Genomic DNA, 18,252 nt, shown 5'->3' with positions numbered 1-18,252 from the left:
GCGCGATGCTTGTGGATCGCACGAAAGCGCGCAACGCTGGTCGAATCATTGTACAAGCCGCCCGGAGATCGTGAATCGGGCGGCGCAAAGCCTGACAAACCCACAATAATCGAACGTCGGCGCGCGTGTTCGCGGCGGCGCTATTCATAACCGGGCAGGGTGCTTGAAGAAGTGAGGCAGACCATGAAGTTTTCGATCGGTAGCAACTGGCGTGGGCTCGCGCGTGCCGCGATGGCGCTCTGCGTGTTGTGGCTCGCGGGCTGCACGACCTACGTGCAGACACAGGTCACCGCGTTCTCCAACTGGAACGGCACCGCCAGCGATGCCACGCGCACTTACGCCTTCCAGCGCAATGGCGATCAGTCCAACAGCATCGAGCAGACAACGTACGAGACGCTCGTCGCAATGGAACTGTCGAAGTACAACTTCAAACAGGTGCCGGACGCGAGCGCGCGTTATCAGGTCTCGCTCGCGTATTCCGTGCGCGGCGATCTGATGACGGTGCGTCAGCCGGTCTATTACGATCCGTGGCCGATGTACGGTCCGTACGGCCGTCCATTCTGGGGACCGTGGGGCGGCTTCGGCTACGGCCCGTGGGGACCGACCGGTTACGTCGATCAAAGCTTTCCGGTCTATATCCACGCGTTGCAGATTCGCATGACCGACCGTTCGACGGGCCGCGAAGTCTACAAAGTCACCGCGGTCAACTCCACCGACGACGCCTCGCTTTACGGCGCGATGCCTTATCTCGCCCGCAGCGCGCTCGCCGACTTCCCGCTCGGCAACGGCACGGTGCGCACCGTCACCATTCCCGTCGATAAAAATGGCGGTATCAGCAACGAGACAGCGGCATCGTCCGCGCCGGTTCCGGCCAAGGCCGAATGAGGGCAGAAACGTCATGGCGAAGGCATCGGCAAATATTGCTGATGCCCTTCGTCATGTGACGTTTCAAACGCGCTTCACCAATGTTTCAAAAAGCGCGCTGAGGCTTGTTTGAAGCGGAATTCATCGTCTCTTAGGGCGATCCGCAATATATGCAGGGTCTGCGGAATCGAGCTATATTCGCGGTCATGACAAAATCGTGTCCGCCCCTTCCTAAAGCCGTTCCAGAGCCCACTACGTGGGACGCACGGCTCGCCCGACGCCTTGTTACACCGCTGCTCGGGACGCCCATTACGCCGAATCATTTAACTACGCTGCGTTTAGCGATCGGGCTGGCGGGCGCGTACTATTTGTCGCTCGGTCAGTTCTGGTTGTGCTCGCTCGGCGCGCTGCTAATCGCGCTGTCCAATTTCGTCGATCACACTGATGGCGAACTCGCGCGCATCAGTGGTCAGTCGAGCAAGATCGGCCATTTATACGATCTTGCCTGCGATGCGCTCGTGACCGTTTTGCTGTTTCTGGGCATCGGTTTTTATGTGGGCGTGCATCATCCGGCGCTGTTCGTGTCTGCGCAATGGCTCGGCGGCATCGCGGGCGTGGCGGTGGCGCTGATCTTTTTCCTGCGCATGCGTATCGAGTCGATGGTCGGCAAGTCGGGAACGAAGCAGGCTTCCGTGGGCGGTTTTGAAACCGAAGACGTGTTGTATCTGTTGCCGCTCGTGACCGTGCTCAATGGCATGACGCCGTTCCTGTTCGCTGCGGCCATCGGCGCGCCGTTGTTTGCGGCGTATGTGATCGTGGACTATCAGCGCGTGAGCCGGCGAATGCAAGAACGTGCTCGGGCATCGGGTGCGAAGGACGGCAAAGACTTTCAGGCGGTGAGATGAGCGATACGGCAATTCCCTTGAATCCGGTCAGGCAGAAAGCGCGCACCGAACGTCCGTCGGCGCGCGAAATCGATTCGACCTTGTCGGCGCGGCTGGCGTCGTTCAAGACGCCGGGTTTGCGCAGCGAGTATCAGAATCAGGGTTCGTTTCTGTATATCGAAGACTTCCTGCCGCGTGACTTTACGGAACGTCTGGTCGCCGCCGTGAACGATGTCACGCCCGCCGTGAATCGCAACTATCTGCCGGGGCACAAAGCGGGCGGCAGCGTCAGCCGCCATACGCTGGACAAGATGGCGCCGTTCATCGCGGATCTGTATCGGTCGGAAGCGCTGATCAAGTTTCTGGAAACGGTCACGGGCGACACGCTGCAAGTCTCGCCCGCCGACGATCCGCACGCCTACGCGTTGTACTTCTACACGCGTCCGGGCGATCACATCGGCTGGCATTACGATACTTCGTACTACGACGGCCGCCGCTACACGCTGCTGCTCGGCGTGATCGACAACTCGTCGTGCAGGCTCGACTACGAACTCCACACGCGCACGCCCGAGATTCCGGATCAGCCGGGTTCGGTGCAATATCCGCCGGGCGCGTTCGTTCTGTTCGATGGCGACAAGCTGCGGCATCGCGTCTCGCCGCTCGGCGAGAACGAGATGCGCGTGTCGCTGACTTTCGAGTACTTGACCAATCCGAATATGAAGCCGTTCAAGCGCTTCATTTCGAACATGAAGGATTCGATCGCGTATTTCGGCTTCGGGCAGGTCTTTCGCCGCAAGGGCGGCAAGAACGGACCGGCATGAGTCGCGCGGGCACCTTTCTGTTGTCGGTCGGCGTGGTGTTGTTTGTCGCGCTGCTCGGCTGGCAAGGTTTCGGCTCGGTGGCCGCGACGCTCGCGGTTGCGGGCTGGGGACTCGTCGCGGTCGCGGTGTTTCATCTGGTGCCGCTGATTATCGATGCCGGCGCGATCAGCATTCTCTTCGGCCGCAAGGAACGCGACGTCACCCTGCGCGACGCCTTGCTCGCGCGCTGGGCCGGCGAATCCGCGAACAGTCTGTTGCCCGCCGGTCAGATCGGCGGTCCCATGTTGATGGTCCGCTACCTCGCGCAACGCGGCATGCGTGCGCGTGATGCCGCCGCCATCATCACCATCAGCACGACGATGCAAACCGTCGCGCAATTGCTGTTCGCGCTGATCGGCGTGGTGCTGCTGACGGGCTACGCGACGGGCGGATCATCGTCGAGCGTGTCGTTCGCGGTGCTGGGCGTCGTCGGCGTGATCGGCGTGATGATCTTCGGCTTCTATCTGGCGCAGCGGCGCGGCCTGTTCGGTCGCGCGATGCGCTTTGCATCGGGTATCGCGGCGCGGTTTTCCAAGAAGCGTGATTGGTCGTCATTGGTCACCCGCGCCGAAGCCGTCGATACCGCCGTCCACGATCTCTATCGTGAACGCGGCAGGGTTGCGGCGAGCTTCGGCCTGAGCCTGCTCGGCTGGATCATCGGTACGGGCGAAGTGTGGCTCGCGCTCGATCTGCTCGGCCATCCGGTCGGCTGGACCGAAGCGCTTTTGCTCGAAAGTCTCGGCCAGGCCATTCGCGGCGCGGCCTTCGCCATTCCGGGTTCGCTCGGCGTGCAGGAAGGCGGTTATCTGCTGCTGGCGCGTCTGGTCGGTTTGCCGCCGGAAACGGCGCTCGCGCTGTCGCTCGTCAAACGCGCGCGTGAGTTGTTGCTCGGCGTGCCGGGCATCGTCTACCTGCATTTCGTTGAAAAAGGCTGGCAGCGCCGCCGTCTCGCGCGCGTGCCGGATATCGACTGATTTCCTCGAAGGGAACCAAAACATGCGCGCAATTATTCTTGCGGCCGGGATGGGTTTGCGCCTCGTGCAACCCGAAGGCCAGCAAAAGCCCAAGTGTCTTCTGAAGTTCGGCGATGCCTCGCTGCTCGAACGCCATCTGCATTATCTGAAGGGCGCGGGTGTCGATGAAGTCGTGTTCGTCACCGGCTTCAAGAGCGAACAGATCGCCGCCGAACTCGACTCGATCGACTGGAAGCCGGCGTGCGAGATCGTCGTGAACGATGAATTCACGCTCGGCAGCGTGCTCTCTGTCCACACCGCGCGCGACGCCATGACGCGCGGCGGCGACGTGCTGCTGATGGACGCCGACGTGCTCTACGACGAGCGCATTTTCGATCCGCTGGTGGCGGGCGAAAGCGTGAACCGCCTGCTGATCGACCGCGATTTCGAAGCGGGCGATGAGCCGGTGAAGCTGTGCATCGAGAACGGCGTGCCGGTGGAACTGCGCAAGCAGGTCGCGGCGGGATTGACGTACGACACCATCGGCGAATCGGTCGGCTTTTTCCGTTTCGATCAACAGACCGCCACGCGCCTCGCCGAAATCTGCGCCGACTACGTGGCCACGGGCCGCGCGAAGATGCCGCACGAAGAAGCCGTGCGCGACCTCTTGCAAGAGCAATCCGCGAAGTTCGATATCGCCGATGTCACCGGCGCACCGTGGATCGAAATCGATTTCCAGAACGACGTGACGCGCGCCGCGGACGAAGTGTTGCCGCAATTGCAGCCGCTGCGTCAGTTCGCAGGCTGAAGAAGCATCGAAAGGAGCTTTGAAAAGATGAACGCACCTACACAAATTCCGGTCGGCTATTCGCGCACCATGCGCCTGCGCGAGATGCTGCAAAGCAATCGCCTCGAATTCCTGATGGAAGCGCACAACGGCATTTCGGCGCGCATTGCGCGGGAAGCGGGCTTCAAGGCGATCTGGGGCTCGGGTCTGTCGATCTCCGCGCAATTCGGCGTTCGCGACAACAACGAAGCAAGCTGGACGCAGGTCGTCGATAACCTCGAATTCATGGCCGACGCCAGCGATCTACCGATTCTGCTCGATGGTGACACCGGCTACGGCAACTTCAACAATGTGCGTCGGCTGGTGAAGAAGCTGGAGCAGCGCGGTATTGCGGGCGTGTGTATCGAAGACAAGCAGTTTCCGAAGACCAACAGCTTCATCAACGGCGAAGCGCAGCCGCTCGCCGATATGGACGAGTTCTGCGGCAAGATCAAGGCGGGCAAGGATTCGCAAAGCGATCCTAACTTTTCGATCGTCGCGCGCGTGGAAGCGTTGATTGCCGGTTGGGGCATGGACGAAGCGCTGAAGCGCGCCGAGGCGTATCGCGCGGCGGGCGCGGACGCGATTCTGATTCACTCGAAGCTTTCCAAGCCCGATGAGATTCTGACGTTCGCGCGCGAGTGGGCGGGGCGCGGTCCGCTGGTGATTGTGCCGACCAAGTACTACAGCACGCCGACCGACGTGTTCCGTCAGGCGGGCATCAGTTGCGTGATCTGGGCGAACCATCTGATTCGCGGCTCGGTTTCGGCGATGCAGGCCATCGCCAAGGAAATCCACGACAGCGAAACGCTGGTCAATGTGGAAGACCGTATCGCGGCGGTCAACGAGATTTTCCGTCTTCAGGATGCCGATGAATATTCGGCCGCCGAGAACATCTATCTGACGGCAGCCAACGAGAAGCGCAGCGCGGTCGTGCTGGCGGCAAGCCGTGGCGCGGGTCTGGAAGCGGTGACCGCCGATCGTCCGAAGGTGATGCTGCCGGTCGCGGGCAAGCCGCTGCTGAGCCATCTGGTCGAGGCGTTCAAGAAGGAACGCATCAACGATATTACGGTGGTCGGCGGCTATCGTGCGGATGCGATTGAAAAGGGCGGCATTCGGCTGGTCGTCAACGAGCAGCATGAATCGACGGGCGAACTGGCATCGCTTGCGTGCGCGGCCAAGCATCTCAGCGGCGATACCGTGATTTCCTACGGCGATCTGCTGTTCCGCAGCTATATCCTGCGCGATCTGGTCGAAGCGGACAGCGACTTCACCGTGGTGGTGGATTCGTCGCAGACGCCGCAAGCGGGCGAAGCCGCGACGGACTTCGCCTATTGCTCGACCGGCGATGATCGCGCTTTGTTCGGCCAGAAAGTGTGGCTGGAAAGCGTGGTCGGCGCAGGCCAGTCATTGAGCGATGGCCGCGCGCCGCAAGGCCGCTGGATGGGTCTCATCAACGTGCGCGCCGCTGCGCGTGAACGTCTGCTTTCGACGCTCACCGAACTGCAATCGCGCGCCGATTTCAACAAGCTCGATATGGCCGCGTTGCTCAACGCCTTGATCGCGCAAGGTCAGAAGATCGAAGTGCAGTACGTGCACGGCCACTGGCGCGGCGTGAACGACCTCGACGATTTCCGTCGCGCGGGCGATTTCGCGCATGGTCAGACGCCTATCGGCTCGGAAGGTTTGGAGAGCGCGCGTGATTGAAGCCGCACAGTTCGTCGAAGCCGCGCGCGAACGCGGTTTCGACTGGTACGCGGGCGTGCCGTGCTCGTTTCTGACGCCGTTCATCAACTACGTGTTGCAGGATGAATCGCTGCATTACGTGTCGGCGGCGAACGAAGGCGATGCGGTCGCGCTGATCGCGGGCGTGGCGTTGGGCGCATCCGGATTCGGCGGCGTGAAGCGTCGCGGTATCGCGATGATGCAGAACTCCGGGCTCGGCAACGCGGTGAGCCCGCTGACGTCGCTGACGTGGACGTTCCGTCTGCCGCAATTGCTGATCGTCACATGGCGCGGCCAGCCTGGCGTGCACGACGAGCCGCAACACGCGCTGATGGGTCCGATCACGCCGCAGATGCTCGAAACGATGGAGATTCCGTGGGAGTTGTTTCCGACGGAAGCGGATCAGATCGGTGCGGCGCTGGATCGCGCGACGGAGTATATGGACAGCACCGGCCGTCCGTATGCGCTGGTGATGCAGAAGGGCAGCGTCGCGCCTTACGAGTTGAAGAAGACTGGGTTGTCGGGCGTGCGTGCTTCGTCAACGTCCGCAAAAGTCGAGCGATTCGGTGGCGAACGCGTCTCCCGTCACGATGCGCTTCAAAAAGTCATCGCCAATACGCCGAAGGATTCGACGGTCGTGCTCGCATCGACGGGATTCTGCGGACGTGAGTTGTACGCAATCGACGATCGCGAGAACCAGTTGTATCTGGTCGGCTCGATGGGCTGCGTCACGCCGATGGCGCTCGGCCTCGCGCTCTCGCGTCCCGACCTGCGCGTGATCGCGCTCGACGGCGACGGCGCGGCGCTGATGCGCATGGGCGTGTTCGCCACGCTCGGCGCGTACGGTCCGTCCAACCTCGTCCATTTGCTGCTCGATAACGGCGCGCACGAATCGACGGGCGGTCAGGCGACGGTCTCGCGCGGCGTCGATTTCGCGTCGGTGGCGTCGGCTTGCGGCTACGCGCTCGCGCTCGATGGCGACGATATCGGCATCATCGATCGTTTATTCGAAGCTTCTCCGGTAGATGGCGTGCGCTTCGCCCGTCTGTCGATCAAGACCGGCACGCCCAGCGATTTGCCGCGTCCGAAAATCACGCCTGAAGACGTGCGCGCGCGTCTGCAACAACATATCGGAGGCCGCTGATGCTGCTGCTCAATCCTGGTCCTGTCACGCTGAGCGAACGCGTGCGCAAGAGCCTGCTGCAAACCGATCTGTGCCATCGTGAGCCAGAGTTTTTCGACTTGCAGGATGAGGCGCGGCATCGTCTGATCGCGGCGTATGAACTCGATCCGGCGAAGTGGAGCGCCGTGCTGATGACGGGTTCGGGCACCGCCGCCGTCGAAAGTATGATCGCGGGACTCGTGCCGGAAGGCGGGCGTTTGCTCGTCGTCGAGAACGGCGTGTATGGCGACCGTATCGCGCAGATTGCACAGCAATACGGCATCGAACATGAAGTCGCGAAGTACGAGTGGATGCAGGCGCCGGATATCGACGCGATCATCGCTAAGCTCGATGCGGGCACGTTCACCAATGTCGCGATCATCCATCACGAAACGACGACCGGGCGGCTGAACGCGCTCGATCAGTTGTCGCGCGCGTGTGCGCAACGCGGCATCGGCTTATTGGTCGATGCGGTCAGCAGCTTCGGCGCCGAAGCGATCGATTTCGATGGCGGTGGCGTCACCGCGATCGCGGCGACGGCGAATAAATGTCTGCATGGCGTGCCGGGCGCGGCGTTCGTGATCGCTCGTCGCGATGCATTGAGCCGAGCCGCGAGCCGCACGTATTACCTCGGCATCGCGCGACTGGCGAAGTTGCAGAATGCACGCAACACGCCGTTCACGCCGTCGGTTCACGCGTATTACGCGCTGGTCGAAGCGCTGCGCGAGTTCGAGGACGAAGGCGGCTGGCGTGCGCGTCATGCGCGCTATGCGGCGCTGGCTGAGCAAGTGCGTGCCGGATTGGCGAAACTCGGGATCGAGAGCGCGTTGCCGGCGGAGGAATCGTCGGTGGTGCTGCGTGCTTACCGATTGCCTGCGGGTGTCACGTATGAAACGCTGCACGATGCGTTGAAAGCCAAAGGCTTCGTGATCTATGCGGGGCAGGGAGGTTTATCGAAGGAACTGTTCCGCATTTCGACGATGGGCGCGGTGACTTCCGCCGATATGGACACGCTGCTTTCGTCGGTCGCAGAACTGATTCGCTGAACTACTGCTTGCAAAAAATCGCCGTAATAAAAGGCGCGACGTGGTGCACATCCGCGCCGCTGCCTGCGGCGTGCACTTTCTGCGCGACTTCATCGTCGCCGCCCCAGACGACTACGCCGTAAGCCGAATCGCTGATCGGCTGTCCTTTGCCGAGTTGGAAGATCGGATCGTCCTTCTGATATCCCAGCGCCACGTACACCTTGAATCCGTAAGCAGTCAGCGCCGATCCCTTCACCGGGCGAAACGCATTGACCGAATTCGGCTCGACGCGCATCGGCTTCGCTTCGATTTGATTGCTCTCGATCAGCGGTGCAATGAAATCGTGCGCGCTTGATTTGCAATCGAGTTGCGCCTCGATCGCAGTCGGCTGCGCGTGGGCAGGCGCGCCAGACAACGCAAAAGCGGCTGGCAGAATGAATCGGAAAATTCGACGAACAAGCTTCATGATGGCGCGATTTTCGTGACAGCCAGCACTTTAACGAGATTGCTATAAACGTGCTTGCTTCGTCGAGCGAATCATTGTGCGCCGTGTGTCCGGGCAAACAAAAAGCGCCCTTCGATTCGAAGGGCGCTTCGCTTAACCTTAAACCAACGATCTAAATCAGGCCGCCAATTCCAGCGCTGCCGTCCGGCGCTTTTCACGCGAATGCACGCGCTTGCCCGCCGCGTACGTCTCGAACACCGCGCGATCGTCTCCCAGCAGCGCGAACGCGAACAGCAGTTCTTCCAGCGATTCCGTACGCGCCATGCGACGCGAAAGCAGCGGCGTCGCGTTCGGATCGAGCACGACGAAATCCGCTTCGCTGCCGACCGCCAGCGTGCCGATCTTGTCGTCCATTTCGAGCACCTGCGCCGCGCCGGTTGTCGCGAGCCAGAACATCCGCGTCGCGGTCAGATGATGCCCGGTCAGACGCGCGACCTTGTGCGCTTCGTTCATCGTCTGAAGCATGGAGAACGACGTGCCGCCACCGACGTCCGTCGCCAGCGCGACCGGCATATTTGATTCGCCAGCTTTCTCGAAATCGAACAAACCGCTGCCGAGAAACAGATTCGACGTCGGACAATGCGATGCCACCGCGCCCGTTTCTGCCATGCGCGCGCGATCTTGCTCATCGAGATAGATGCAATGCCCATACACCGCGCGGCGACGCAGCAAGCCGTAGTGATCGTAAATGTCGAGATAGCTGCGATGACCCGGAAACAGGCTTTCGACCCATTTGATCTCGTCGGTGTTTTCAGCGACGTGCGTTTGAATAAACACGTCCTGATGCTTCTGCGCGAGCACGCCGCACGCTTCCAATTGCGCTTCCGTCGATGTCGGCGCGAATCGCGGTGTCAGCGCATATTGCTGACGGCCGCGTCCGTGCCACTTGGCGATCAACTCCGCGCTGTCGTCGTAACCCGATTGCGCGGTGTCACGCAAAAACTCCGGGCAGTTGCGATCCATCAGCACCTTGCCCGCCACCATGCGCAGATTGCGCGTTTCGCTTTCGGTGAAGAACGCATCGGCGGATTGCTTGTGGACGGTGCAGTACACGAGCGCCGTGGTCGTGCCGCACGCCAGCAGTTCATCGATAAAAAAGCTCGCCGTTTCGCGCGCCACCGCCGGATTCTCGAAGCCGCGTTCCGTGGGAAACGTGTACGTGTTCAGCCACGGCAACAAACCCGGTGCGGGCGACGCGATCATGTCCGTTTGCGGATAGTGAATGTGCGAGTCGATAAAACCTGGCACGATCAGCTTGTCGCGCATGGTGTGAACGGTCGCGTCGGGCGTGAGTTTGTCGCGGATCGACGCATACGCGCCTACCGCGGCCACTTTGCCGTCCTCGACGATCAGAAGGCCATCGGCCTCATAGACCGCGCCGTCAGCGGCATGCGCGGGATCTTCCCGAAAGGTCAGCAACTGGGCGCGGTAAGCGGTCTGAGTCATGGTGCAACGTCTCCGTTTCTATTAAAGGACTACAACTGCGAAAGCAGCAACAAGGCGAATGCCGCGATGACCCACATCGCGGGTTTGATTTCCTTCGCGCGGCCGGTGAACGCCTTCAGCACGACGAAGGCGAGAAAACCGTAGGCGACGCCATCGGTGATGGAGTAGGTCAGCGGAATCAGGATCATCGCGAGGAAGGCGGGAATGGCTTCGTCGAAGCGATGCCATTCGATCTGCGTGATCGTTTCCATCATGAACACGCCGACCAGCACCAGCGCAGGCGCGGTGGCAATCGCCGGAACCAGCGACAAAAGCGGCGAGAGGAACAGGAACGGCAGAAAGCACAGACCCGCGACCACGGCGACGAGACCGGTGCGCCCACCCGCCGAAATACCCGCCGCCGATTCGATATGCGCGTTCGCCGGACTGGTGCCGAGCGGCGCGGAAATCAGCGCGGAGAAGGAATCGACCATCATCGACTGGCGGATATTGCGCGGATTGCCGTCCTTGTCGTAGAGCTTGCCGGCTTCGGAAATCGCCATGAAGGTGGAGAGGGCGTCGAAGAACGACGTGAACAGCATCACGAAGATGAACGGCCAGTAGATGACCTTCAGCGCGCCGAGAAAGTCGAGCTGCATCACCGCCGAGAAATCCGGCGCGGCGAACAAACCGTTCCAGTTGACGAGCGTTTTCGTGGCGATGGCGGCGGGCCAGTACGCGGTGCCATCGCCGTAAAAGCGGCCGATGGGAATCGCGATGATGGTCGTGAACACGATGCCGATCATCAGCGCGCCGGTGATCTTGCGCGCGACCAGCACGGTCGTGACAGCCAGGCCGAGGAGGAACGTAATCACCACCGGATTCAGCGATGCCGAATGCACGATGGTCACCGGATCGCCCACCACGAACTTCGCGTTCACCAGGCCGATCAAGCTGATGAACAAGCCGATGCCGCACGACACCGCATGCCGCAGATTCGCGGGAATCGCGTCGACGACGAGCTTGCGGGCGTTGAACAGTGCGAGCACGGTAAAGATCACGCCTGCCCAGAACACGCAGCCGAGCGCGGTTTGCCACGGCATCTTGCCGCCGTGGACCATCACGAAGGTGAACAGCGCGTTCATGCCCATGCCCGGCGCGACCAGCACCGGATTGCGCGCATATAAACCCATCGCGCAGCTTCCCAGAAAACTGACGATGACCGTGGCCGTGAGCGCCGCCGGAAACGGCACGCCCGCCTGCGAAAGAATGCCCGGATTGACGACGATGATGTACATCGCCGTGAGGAACGTCGTGATGCCCGCGACGATTTCGGTCTTGGTGCGCGAGCCCGCCGCCCGAATGCCGAAGAAGCGTTCGAGAGCGGTGACGTCGCGTTCGATGGTTGCTGTCGTGTCCATTGCTTACTGCTTCCAGTGCTGATCCAGGCGCGCGATCATCGAATCGCGTTCTGCTTCGGTGACGAACGATGCTTCGAGGCTGTTGCGCAACAACGTGTAGACCTCGTGATCGTCGAGCTTCAGAGCATCGACGATGGCGAAGTAATTCGCGTTGACGTAGCCGCCGAAGTACGCGGGATCGTCGGAATTGATCATCACCGCGACGCCCTGATCGAGCAGGTCTTTCAGCGTGTGCTTGGTCATATCGTCGAACACGCAGAGCTTGAGGTTCGACAGCGGGCACACAGTCAGCGCGATACGCGAATCGGCCAGACGCGCAACCAGCGCCGCGTCTTCGATACTGCGCACCCCGTGATCGACACGATCCACCTTCAGCAGATCGAGCGCTTCGTACACATACGACGGCGGTCCTTCCTCGCCCGCATGCGCGACGAGTTTCAGGCCACGCTCACGCGCCTTCGCGAACACGCGCTCGAACTTCGACGGCGGATGCCCGCGCTCCGACGAATCCAGGCCCACACCGATCAGCCGATGCTTGTACTGGTCGAACAAAGGCAACGCGCTTTCATACGTGGCGAGCGCATCTTCTTCGGACAGATGGCGCAGGAAACACAGAATCAGCTTGCTGGTGAGGCCGCGCTTTTCCGCATCCGCGAGTGCGCGCTCGATGCCCGCGACCACCGTTTCGATCGATACACCGCGTTCCGTATGCGTTTGCGGATCGAAGAAAATTTCCGTGTGCGTGACGTGGTCCGCGAGCGCGCGCTCGACGTAGGCCATCGTCATATCGTAGAAGTCCTGCTCGTGCAGCAGCACGCTCGCGCCCGCGTAGTAGATGTCGAGGAACGATTGCAGGTCGGTGAACGCGTAGGCGGCGCGCAGGGCTTCGATCGAGTCGTACGCGAGCTTGACGTTGTTGCGCTTCGCAAGTTCGAAGATCAGTTCCGGCTCGAGCGACCCTTCGATATGGATGTGCAACTCCGCCTTGGGCGCGTGCGCGATCTTGTCGGCGAGTGTGGGATTCATGGGCTTGTCTTTCTGTTGGGGCTTGATGTTGTTGCTTTCGTTTCTGCCTGTGGGTCAGGCAGTCTGTTGCGACGACGTACGCAACGAAGCGTTGGCTTCGACCGCTTGCAGCAGTTGGGCGGCTGCTGCAACGGCGATCACTTCGGGCGCTTTATCCACGATTCCGTCGATACCGATCGGACACACCATCCGCTCGATACGCGCCGGATCGATGCCACGCGCCGCCAGCCGATGCTCGAATTGCTTCTTCTTCGTGAACGAGCCAATCATGCCGAAGAACGCGAAATCGCCACGCGCGAGAATGCGCGCAGCCAGTTCGAGATCGACGGTATGGTTGTGCGTCATGACGATGAAGTAGGCATTCGGCGGCGCGTGATCGACGGCTTCGTCGGGCGCGTCGGTCGGCTCGATGGTCACGTTGTCCGGCACGTATTGCGGATCCGGGAACGCGGCATCGCGCTCATCGACCCAGATGACGTGACAGGGCAGCGTGGCCAGCACGCGTACCAGCGCCGCGCCCACGTGACCCGCACCGAACAGCACGACCTGGAAGTCGCGCGGCGCGATGGTTTCGGTCAGCAACGCGCCGCTTTCGGCGAAACCGGCGCCGTCCCACAGAAGGCAGTCGGCATCGGTGGCGCCGGGTTCGGGCTCGGAAAGCATCACCGCGTCCGGGTTCGGCGCGAAAGACACGCTGCGCACCGTCGATAAACCTTGCGCCACGCGTTTGCTCAATGACGTGACCCAGTTCAGGTCACCGACATCGAGCCGTTCGAAGGCCAGCACCACCGCGCCGCCGCAGCATTGGCCGAGGCTCGGGCCCAGCGCGAAACGCTCCAGCCGGCGCGTGCGCGGGGCGCGCATGCCGTCCTTCAGCACGCGTCGCGCGGTTTCGATGGCCTTCCATTCCAGATGGCCACCACCGATGGTGTAGCGCGCGTCTTCCCGCGTGACGATCATCTTCGTGCCCGGCTCGCGCGGCGCGGAGCCTTCGACACGCGCGACCGTGACGAGCACGACGGCATCGCCGTGCGCGAGCAGGTGTTGCAGGTCGTTCAGCCAAACTTGCATCGAACTGGTCCCGAAAAGTTGATCGTGGGTTGCGTGGATATGTCGTCGCAGACGCTAGTTTACCGGGACGGCATCGCCGGATCGGGTAACAAGCGGGGTGACAAGCGCAGACGGGAACGATGGCGATGACGCCGCGCGCATGGCAGGCGCGACAAAGTGCCGAGAGAAGCGGATGGTTTGCGTTGTCATGATGGTCCGAGACATTGCGGATTCAGGCGCGCGTTACGCGGGTTCCGTCTGCTTTATAGACCAAAAGCGAGAAACGGACTGCGCGCACGTGGATCGCCATCCAGCCTCGACCATAGCATCTCAAAAACCCGAAAATATTCTCGGGCTCGTATCAAGATTATGCGGATGCGCTGATGCGCGAACGCATGAGGCGTTCGCGCGGGAAGAGCGTGTACTGAAGGGAAAAACTTACCGGACGGCCGAGCGCAGTTTGCGTTTGAGACGCAGACTCAGCATGACGAAGACGAAGATCACCGCGAACGCGATCAGCGACCATTGCGGCAGCGATAGCCCGAGGATCGGCGGATACGGCGTTTCGCACAGGCCGGCGACCTTGAAGACTTGCGGCAGCCAGCGCGCGGGCGGCAGACCATCGACGATGGGCTGAAGGGCGTCGAAACCACAACTGAAGCCGGGATTCGATTGCACATAGACATGACGAATGGCCGTTGCCAGCCCGCCGAGCGCCGACAGCGCCACCATGCTTTCCAGCAGCGCGATACCGCGCCAGTTATTGAAACCCGCGCCGAGAAACGCGAAAACCGCGATCAAAATGAAAAAGTAGCGCTGGATGATGCACAGCGGGCAAGGATCTTCGCCGTGCGCGAACTGAAGATAGAGCGCGCCGCCCACCAGACCGAGGGAGACGAGGCCGAGCAGCGTCAGGAGCCGCCGCTCGCGCCGCAGGACGCGGTCGCCCTGATGCATCGTGAAGTGATTTAAAGAGTTGTTCATTATTTCGCAACGATTCGAGAAGGAAGCACCTGAGTTGCGTGACGACGTAGCGAATTCTAGCGCGATCAGGCTTTACCAAAAATCAGCCAAACGGCGTAAGCCTAGCGCGTGGTGGCCAAAACCGCTTCGACCGCGCGGCCGATGGACAGCAGCGTGTCGTCGGAATTCGGCGCGCCTGCGAGCATCAGCCCGACCGGCGCGTCGCCGCGCGGGTGACAAGGGAGCGACAGCGCGCAGGCATCGAGAAAATTGAACGCGGTCGGATTGCGCAAAATCAACGCGTTGGTGCGCACGAAAAGCTCGTCGTCACGCTCCAGATCGGCGATGCGCGGCGGCACCACCGGCACCGTCGGGCACAGAATGGCGTCGAAACGCTGCCAGAGCGTGCTGCGCGCTTCCTCGATCATCGCGGCGCGGGCTTCGCACAGTTCGATGTAATCGGCGGCGCTCGCGGCTTCGGCGCGTGTCAGACGCGCCAGTACGCGCGGATCGTAGCCATCCGCATGCTCCGCCAGCAATTTGCGATGCCACGCATACGCTTCGATCGCGACCAGCGGAAAGCGGCTGATTTCCGGCAGCCGATCCAGCGGCGCGAATCGCACATCTTCGACCAGCGCGCCCGCTGCGGCGAGGTGATTGATCGCGGCTTCGACCGCCTGCGCGACCGGCTGCTCGACGCCATCCGTCACGTAATGCGTCAGCACGCCGAGCCGCACGCCTTCGAGCGGACGCGTGGCGGGCACATCCGGCTCGCGGCCCGCGAGAATGCGATCCACCAGCGCGCAACACGCGACCGATACGCCGATCGGCCCGAACGAATCCAAAGATTTGGACAACGGCAGGCCGCCTTGTGTCGGAATGCGGCTCGCGGTCGGCTTGAAGCCGGTCAATCCGCACAGCGCAGCCGGAATGCGGATGGAACCGCCCGTATCCGTGCCGAGCGCGATGGCCGCCATGCCATCCGCCACCGACGCCGCCGCGCCCGACGACGATCCGCCCGCGATACGCGCATCGCCGGGAATGTCGGCGTGCCACGGCGAATGCGGCGTGCCGTAGTGCGGATTCAGCCCAAGCCCCGAATACGCGAACTCGCTCATATTGGTGCGCCCGACGAACACCGCGCCCGCGCGACGCAAACGCGCGACGGAAACGGCATCGGATTTGGCGGGCGGCGCGTGGTTCAGCACCTTGGAACCGGCGCGCGTGACCTGGCCTTCGATATCGAACAGGTCTTTGATGGAAACGGGAATGCCCGCCAGCGGCGACAGCACCGTGCCGGCGCGGCGCAGCGCGTCGTGCGCGTCGGCGGCGGCGCGGGCGTGGTCGGCATCGACATGAAGGAAAACGGTTTTGCCCTGACCCGCGGGATCCGCAATACGTTCGAGCGCGGTTTCGACGAGTTGACGGCTGGTCGTGCGGCCGCTTTTGAGATCGGCGGCGAGTTGGGCTATTGGAGCGAACTGCGGCGATGTGGTTGGCATGGTCTGAGTTGCGCGAAGCGTTGCGGATTGCGCGATACGACGATGCAGTTGCACGCAATACGAAACTGCGGCTCGATGCGCAGAACCACTAGCGCACCGATGTGAGCGGACGAGCGCCGTGCGGCGTTCAAGTGCCTGCCATTCTAAGCCAGCGCAGTCATAAATACTCTACTGCGCTCGAGGCTTATGCCAATGCGCGTTCAGATGGTCTTCGAGAAACGTTGAAGCGTGGATTGACCGAGATAGCGATCGAAGATGGACGCGACATTGCGCACCAGCATGCGGCCGGCGGGCAGCACGCTGATGCCTTCTTCCGATAGCGTGATGAGACCGTCATCGGCCATTGGCGCGAGACGCGCGAGTTCATCGGCGAAAGTCGAAGGAAAGTCGATGCCGTGGGCGCGTTCGATATCGGCAAAGATCAGCGAACCGCCGCACATGACGCGCATGATGACGTCGCGGCGCAGAAGATCGTCCGCCGAGAGCCGCACGCCGCGCGTGATGGCAAGTTGGCCGCGATCGATGGCGTCGGTGTAATCGTCGAGGCCGCGCGCATTCTGCGCGTAGACATCGCCCACTTTGCCGATCGACGATGCGCCTATGCCGATCAGATCGCAATCCGCATGCGTACTGTAGCCCTGGAAATTGCGCTGAAGCGTGCCCGCTTTCAACGCGAGCGCGAGTTCATCGTCAGGCAACGCGAAGTGGTCCATGCCGATATACACATAGCCCGCCTCGCTCATGCGCGCGATCACGCGTTCGAGAATTGCGAGGCGCACTGCCGGCGAGGGCAGCGTGGTTTCATCGATCTGGCGCTGCATCTTGAATAGCGCAGGCATGTGCGCATAGCCGAACACCGATACGCGATCCGGCTTCATCTCGATAATCGCATCGAGCGTCTGCGTGAAGCTCTCGACGCTCTGATGCGGCAAACCGTAAATCAGATCGACACTGATCGACTTGAAGCCGTGCGCGCGCGCCGCCTGCATCACGGTTTCGGTCATGGCGCGCGGCTGAATGCGATTGATGGCGCGCTGCACGCGTTCATCGAAATCCTGCACGCCCAGACTCAGGCGATTGAAGCCGAGTTCGCGCAGCAAGCCAATCGTTTCCGCCGATGCCTCGCGCGGATCGACTTCGATCGAATATTCGGCGCGATCGTCGGGCACGAGCGTGAAATGTTCGGCGGTCGCGGCCATCAGTTCGCGCATTTCGGCGTGCGATAGAAACGTCGGCGTGCCGCCGCCCCAGTGCAATTGCGTGACGGGGCGCGAGGTATCGAAGAGGGCGGCTTGCATCGCCAGTTCGCGCTTCATGCGATCGAGATACGGGCGCGCGTGCGCGCGATTTTTTGTCGCGATCTTGTTGCAGCCGCAGTAGAAGCAAACCGTATCGCAGAACGGAATGTGGAAGTAAAGCGAGAGATCGGCGCGCGGATCGCCTTCGTTGGCGGCGCGGTGGTAATGCGCGGGATCGAATGAATCGGTGAACTGGACGGCGGTCGGATATGACGTGTAGCGCGGGCCGTTGGCGTTGTAGCGTTCGAGCAGATCCGGGCGGAAGAGGGTTTGTTCGTGATTCATGGCGAGCCTGGGCGTTTCATCGAGTGTAAGCGCCGTAGATGCGCCGAACTTGCGTGATATCGCCGCAGCGCTGACGTGGGACAATATGCGTCTATCTTCCGGTTACGTCGATCATGTCCGCTGAAACATCGTTGCCTCATGCCTGTCGCGAAGGATGCGCGGCGTGTTGCATCGCGCCTTCAATTTCTAGTCCGATTCCCGGCATGCCGAACGGCAAGCGCGCGGGCGAACGCTGCATTCAGCTTGACGATGATCTTCGCTGCAAGATTTTTAACGATCCGCGCAGACCGAAGTGTTGCAGCGGTCTGCAGTTTTCGGAGGAGATGTGCGGGACGACGCGGGAGTTCGCGTTGGCGTGGATCGGAAGGCTTGAGGTGGAGACGCAACCGGATTGACCTTTACAGGTCCAACAGGTCCAACAGGTCCAATCGGCACACTGCGCGGCTGATGACGCGCATCATCGTCTTTCCGGAGAATT

Annotated in this window: 17 protein-coding genes; 9 read left to right on the top strand and 8 right to left on the bottom strand. The window is 61.7% G+C overall.

Annotated features, from left to right (window positions below; all coding sequences use genetic code 11):
• Window positions 1–183: 183 nt before the first annotated feature.
• The 8 genes from P7F28_RS20285 (at window position 184) to P7F28_RS20250 (ending at window position 8,320) form a co-directional block, all read left to right on the top strand.
• Window positions 184–885: a DUF4136 domain-containing protein gene (locus tag P7F28_RS20285; RefSeq protein ID WP_370467365.1), complete on the top strand. Its 702-nt coding sequence runs from the start codon at window positions 184–186 to the stop codon at window positions 883–885.
• 185 nt (window positions 886–1,070) lie between these two features.
• Entirely contained in the window at window positions 1,071–1,769 is a 699-nt protein-coding gene (locus tag P7F28_RS20280; RefSeq protein ID WP_277186380.1) for a CDP-alcohol phosphatidyltransferase family protein, read from the top strand.
• Window positions 1,766–2,569 carry a 2OG-Fe(II) oxygenase gene (locus tag P7F28_RS20275; protein ID WP_277186379.1) on the top strand — a complete coding sequence of 268 codons (804 nt, stop codon included), beginning with the start codon at window positions 1,766–1,768 and terminating at the stop codon, window positions 2,567–2,569. Before P7F28_RS20280 ends, P7F28_RS20275 begins: the two co-directional genes overlap by 4 nt.
• Window positions 2,566–3,582: a flippase-like domain-containing protein gene (locus P7F28_RS20270; protein ID WP_277186378.1), complete on the top strand. Its 1,017-nt coding sequence runs from the start codon at window positions 2,566–2,568 to the stop codon at window positions 3,580–3,582. The genes P7F28_RS20275 and P7F28_RS20270 overlap by 4 nt, the downstream gene beginning before the upstream one ends.
• Before the next feature lie 22 nt (window positions 3,583–3,604).
• Window positions 3,605–4,369, top strand: coding sequence for a phosphocholine cytidylyltransferase family protein (locus tag P7F28_RS20265; protein ID WP_277186377.1), 765 nt, complete (start codon window positions 3,605–3,607; stop codon window positions 4,367–4,369).
• 27 nt (window positions 4,370–4,396) lie between these two features.
• Complete coding sequence (aepX, locus tag P7F28_RS20260) at window positions 4,397–6,094, top strand: phosphoenolpyruvate mutase (protein ID WP_277186376.1); 1,698 nt, start codon at window positions 4,397–4,399, stop codon at window positions 6,092–6,094.
• Entirely contained in the window at window positions 6,087–7,256 is a 1,170-nt protein-coding gene (gene aepY / locus P7F28_RS20255) for a phosphonopyruvate decarboxylase (protein ID WP_277186375.1), read from the top strand. Before aepX ends, aepY begins: the two co-directional genes overlap by 8 nt.
• Complete coding sequence (locus tag P7F28_RS20250) at window positions 7,256–8,320, top strand: 2-aminoethylphosphonate aminotransferase (RefSeq protein ID WP_277186374.1); 1,065 nt, start codon at window positions 7,256–7,258, stop codon at window positions 8,318–8,320. Before aepY ends, P7F28_RS20250 begins: the two co-directional genes overlap by 1 nt.
• A 1-nt stretch (window position 8,321) precedes the next feature.
• On the opposite strand, the gene P7F28_RS20245 is transcribed toward P7F28_RS20250, so the two are convergent.
• From P7F28_RS20245 to hemN, 8 genes are all read right to left on the bottom strand, one after another.
• Entirely contained in the window at window positions 8,322–8,765 is a 444-nt protein-coding gene (locus P7F28_RS20245) for a hypothetical protein (RefSeq protein WP_277186373.1), read from the bottom strand.
• Between the two features lie 156 nt (window positions 8,766–8,921).
• Window positions 8,922–10,250, bottom strand: coding sequence for a guanine deaminase (gene guaD, locus P7F28_RS20240; protein ID WP_277186372.1), 1,329 nt, complete (start codon window positions 10,248–10,250; stop codon window positions 8,922–8,924).
• A gap of 29 nt (window positions 10,251–10,279) precedes the next feature.
• On the bottom strand, window positions 10,280–11,650 hold the full coding sequence (locus P7F28_RS20235; protein ID WP_277186371.1) for an NCS2 family permease: 1,371 nt from the start codon (window positions 11,648–11,650) through the stop codon (window positions 10,280–10,282).
• A 3-nt stretch (window positions 11,651–11,653) separates the two neighbouring features.
• Window positions 11,654–12,676, bottom strand: a complete 1,023-nt coding sequence (locus P7F28_RS20230; RefSeq protein WP_277186370.1) for an adenosine deaminase — start codon at window positions 12,674–12,676, stop codon at window positions 11,654–11,656.
• A 54-nt stretch (window positions 12,677–12,730) separates the two neighbouring features.
• Entirely contained in the window at window positions 12,731–13,747 is a 1,017-nt protein-coding gene (xdhC, locus tag P7F28_RS20225; protein ID WP_277186369.1) for a xanthine dehydrogenase accessory protein XdhC, read from the bottom strand.
• A gap of 417 nt (window positions 13,748–14,164) precedes the next feature.
• Window positions 14,165–14,683, bottom strand: a complete 519-nt coding sequence (locus P7F28_RS20220) for a disulfide bond formation protein B (RefSeq protein ID WP_277186387.1) — start codon at window positions 14,681–14,683, stop codon at window positions 14,165–14,167.
• A gap of 128 nt (window positions 14,684–14,811) precedes the next feature.
• Window positions 14,812–16,191, bottom strand: a complete 1,380-nt coding sequence (locus P7F28_RS20215; protein ID WP_277186368.1) for an amidase — start codon at window positions 16,189–16,191, stop codon at window positions 14,812–14,814.
• Between the two features lie 200 nt (window positions 16,192–16,391).
• Entirely contained in the window at window positions 16,392–17,774 is a 1,383-nt protein-coding gene (gene hemN, locus P7F28_RS20210; protein WP_277186367.1) for an oxygen-independent coproporphyrinogen III oxidase, read from the bottom strand.
• A gap of 113 nt (window positions 17,775–17,887) precedes the next feature.
• Here hemN and P7F28_RS20205 point away from each other — a divergent pair, with 113 nt between their 5' ends.
• Window positions 17,888–18,169, top strand: coding sequence for a YkgJ family cysteine cluster protein (locus P7F28_RS20205; RefSeq protein ID WP_277186366.1), 282 nt, complete (start codon window positions 17,888–17,890; stop codon window positions 18,167–18,169).
• The last annotated feature ends 83 nt before the right edge of the window (window positions 18,170–18,252 follow it).

The sequence above is a fragment of the Caballeronia sp. BR00000012568055 genome, from assembly GCF_029439455.1.
In the GTDB taxonomy this organism is placed as follows: domain Bacteria; phylum Pseudomonadota; class Gammaproteobacteria; order Burkholderiales; family Burkholderiaceae; genus Caballeronia.
Note: the sequence above shows the minus strand (reverse complement) of the source record. Positions and strands in the feature narration are given on the sequence as shown.

Bases quoted from the DNA above. Each gene is read 5' to 3' on its own strand.
- guaD (WP_277186372.1), bottom strand. From the start codon at position 10,250: ATGACTCAGACCGCTTACCGCGCCCAGTTGCTGACCTTTCGGGAAGAT.
- P7F28_RS20275 (WP_277186379.1), top strand. From the start codon at position 1,766: ATGAGCGATACGGCAATTCCCTTGAATCCGGTCAGGCAGAAAGCGCGC.
- P7F28_RS20250 (WP_277186374.1), top strand. From the start codon at position 7,256: ATGCTGCTGCTCAATCCTGGTCCTGTCACGCTGAGCGAACGCGTGCGC.
- P7F28_RS20270 (WP_277186378.1), top strand. From the start codon at position 2,566: ATGAGTCGCGCGGGCACCTTTCTGTTGTCGGTCGGCGTGGTGTTGTTT.
- P7F28_RS20285 (WP_370467365.1), top strand. From the start codon at position 184: ATGAAGTTTTCGATCGGTAGCAACTGGCGTGGGCTCGCGCGTGCCGCG.
- P7F28_RS20265 (WP_277186377.1), top strand. From the start codon at position 3,605: ATGCGCGCAATTATTCTTGCGGCCGGGATGGGTTTGCGCCTCGTGCAA.
- P7F28_RS20215 (WP_277186368.1), bottom strand. From the start codon at position 16,191: ATGCCAACCACATCGCCGCAGTTCGCTCCAATAGCCCAACTCGCCGCC.
- xdhC (WP_277186369.1), bottom strand. From the start codon at position 13,747: ATGCAAGTTTGGCTGAACGACCTGCAACACCTGCTCGCGCACGGCGAT.
- P7F28_RS20235 (WP_277186371.1), bottom strand. From the start codon at position 11,650: ATGGACACGACAGCAACCATCGAACGCGACGTCACCGCTCTCGAACGC.
- P7F28_RS20220 (WP_277186387.1), bottom strand. From the start codon at position 14,683: ATGCATCAGGGCGACCGCGTCCTGCGGCGCGAGCGGCGGCTCCTGACG.
- P7F28_RS20230 (WP_277186370.1), bottom strand. From the start codon at position 12,676: ATGAATCCCACACTCGCCGACAAGATCGCGCACGCGCCCAAGGCGGAG.
- aepX (WP_277186376.1), top strand. From the start codon at position 4,397: ATGAACGCACCTACACAAATTCCGGTCGGCTATTCGCGCACCATGCGC.
- P7F28_RS20245 (WP_277186373.1), bottom strand. From the start codon at position 8,765: ATGAAGCTTGTTCGTCGAATTTTCCGATTCATTCTGCCAGCCGCTTTT.
- P7F28_RS20280 (WP_277186380.1), top strand. From the start codon at position 1,071: ATGACAAAATCGTGTCCGCCCCTTCCTAAAGCCGTTCCAGAGCCCACT.
- hemN (WP_277186367.1), bottom strand. From the start codon at position 17,774: ATGAATCACGAACAAACCCTCTTCCGCCCGGATCTGCTCGAACGCTAC.
- P7F28_RS20205 (WP_277186366.1), top strand. From the start codon at position 17,888: ATGTCCGCTGAAACATCGTTGCCTCATGCCTGTCGCGAAGGATGCGCG.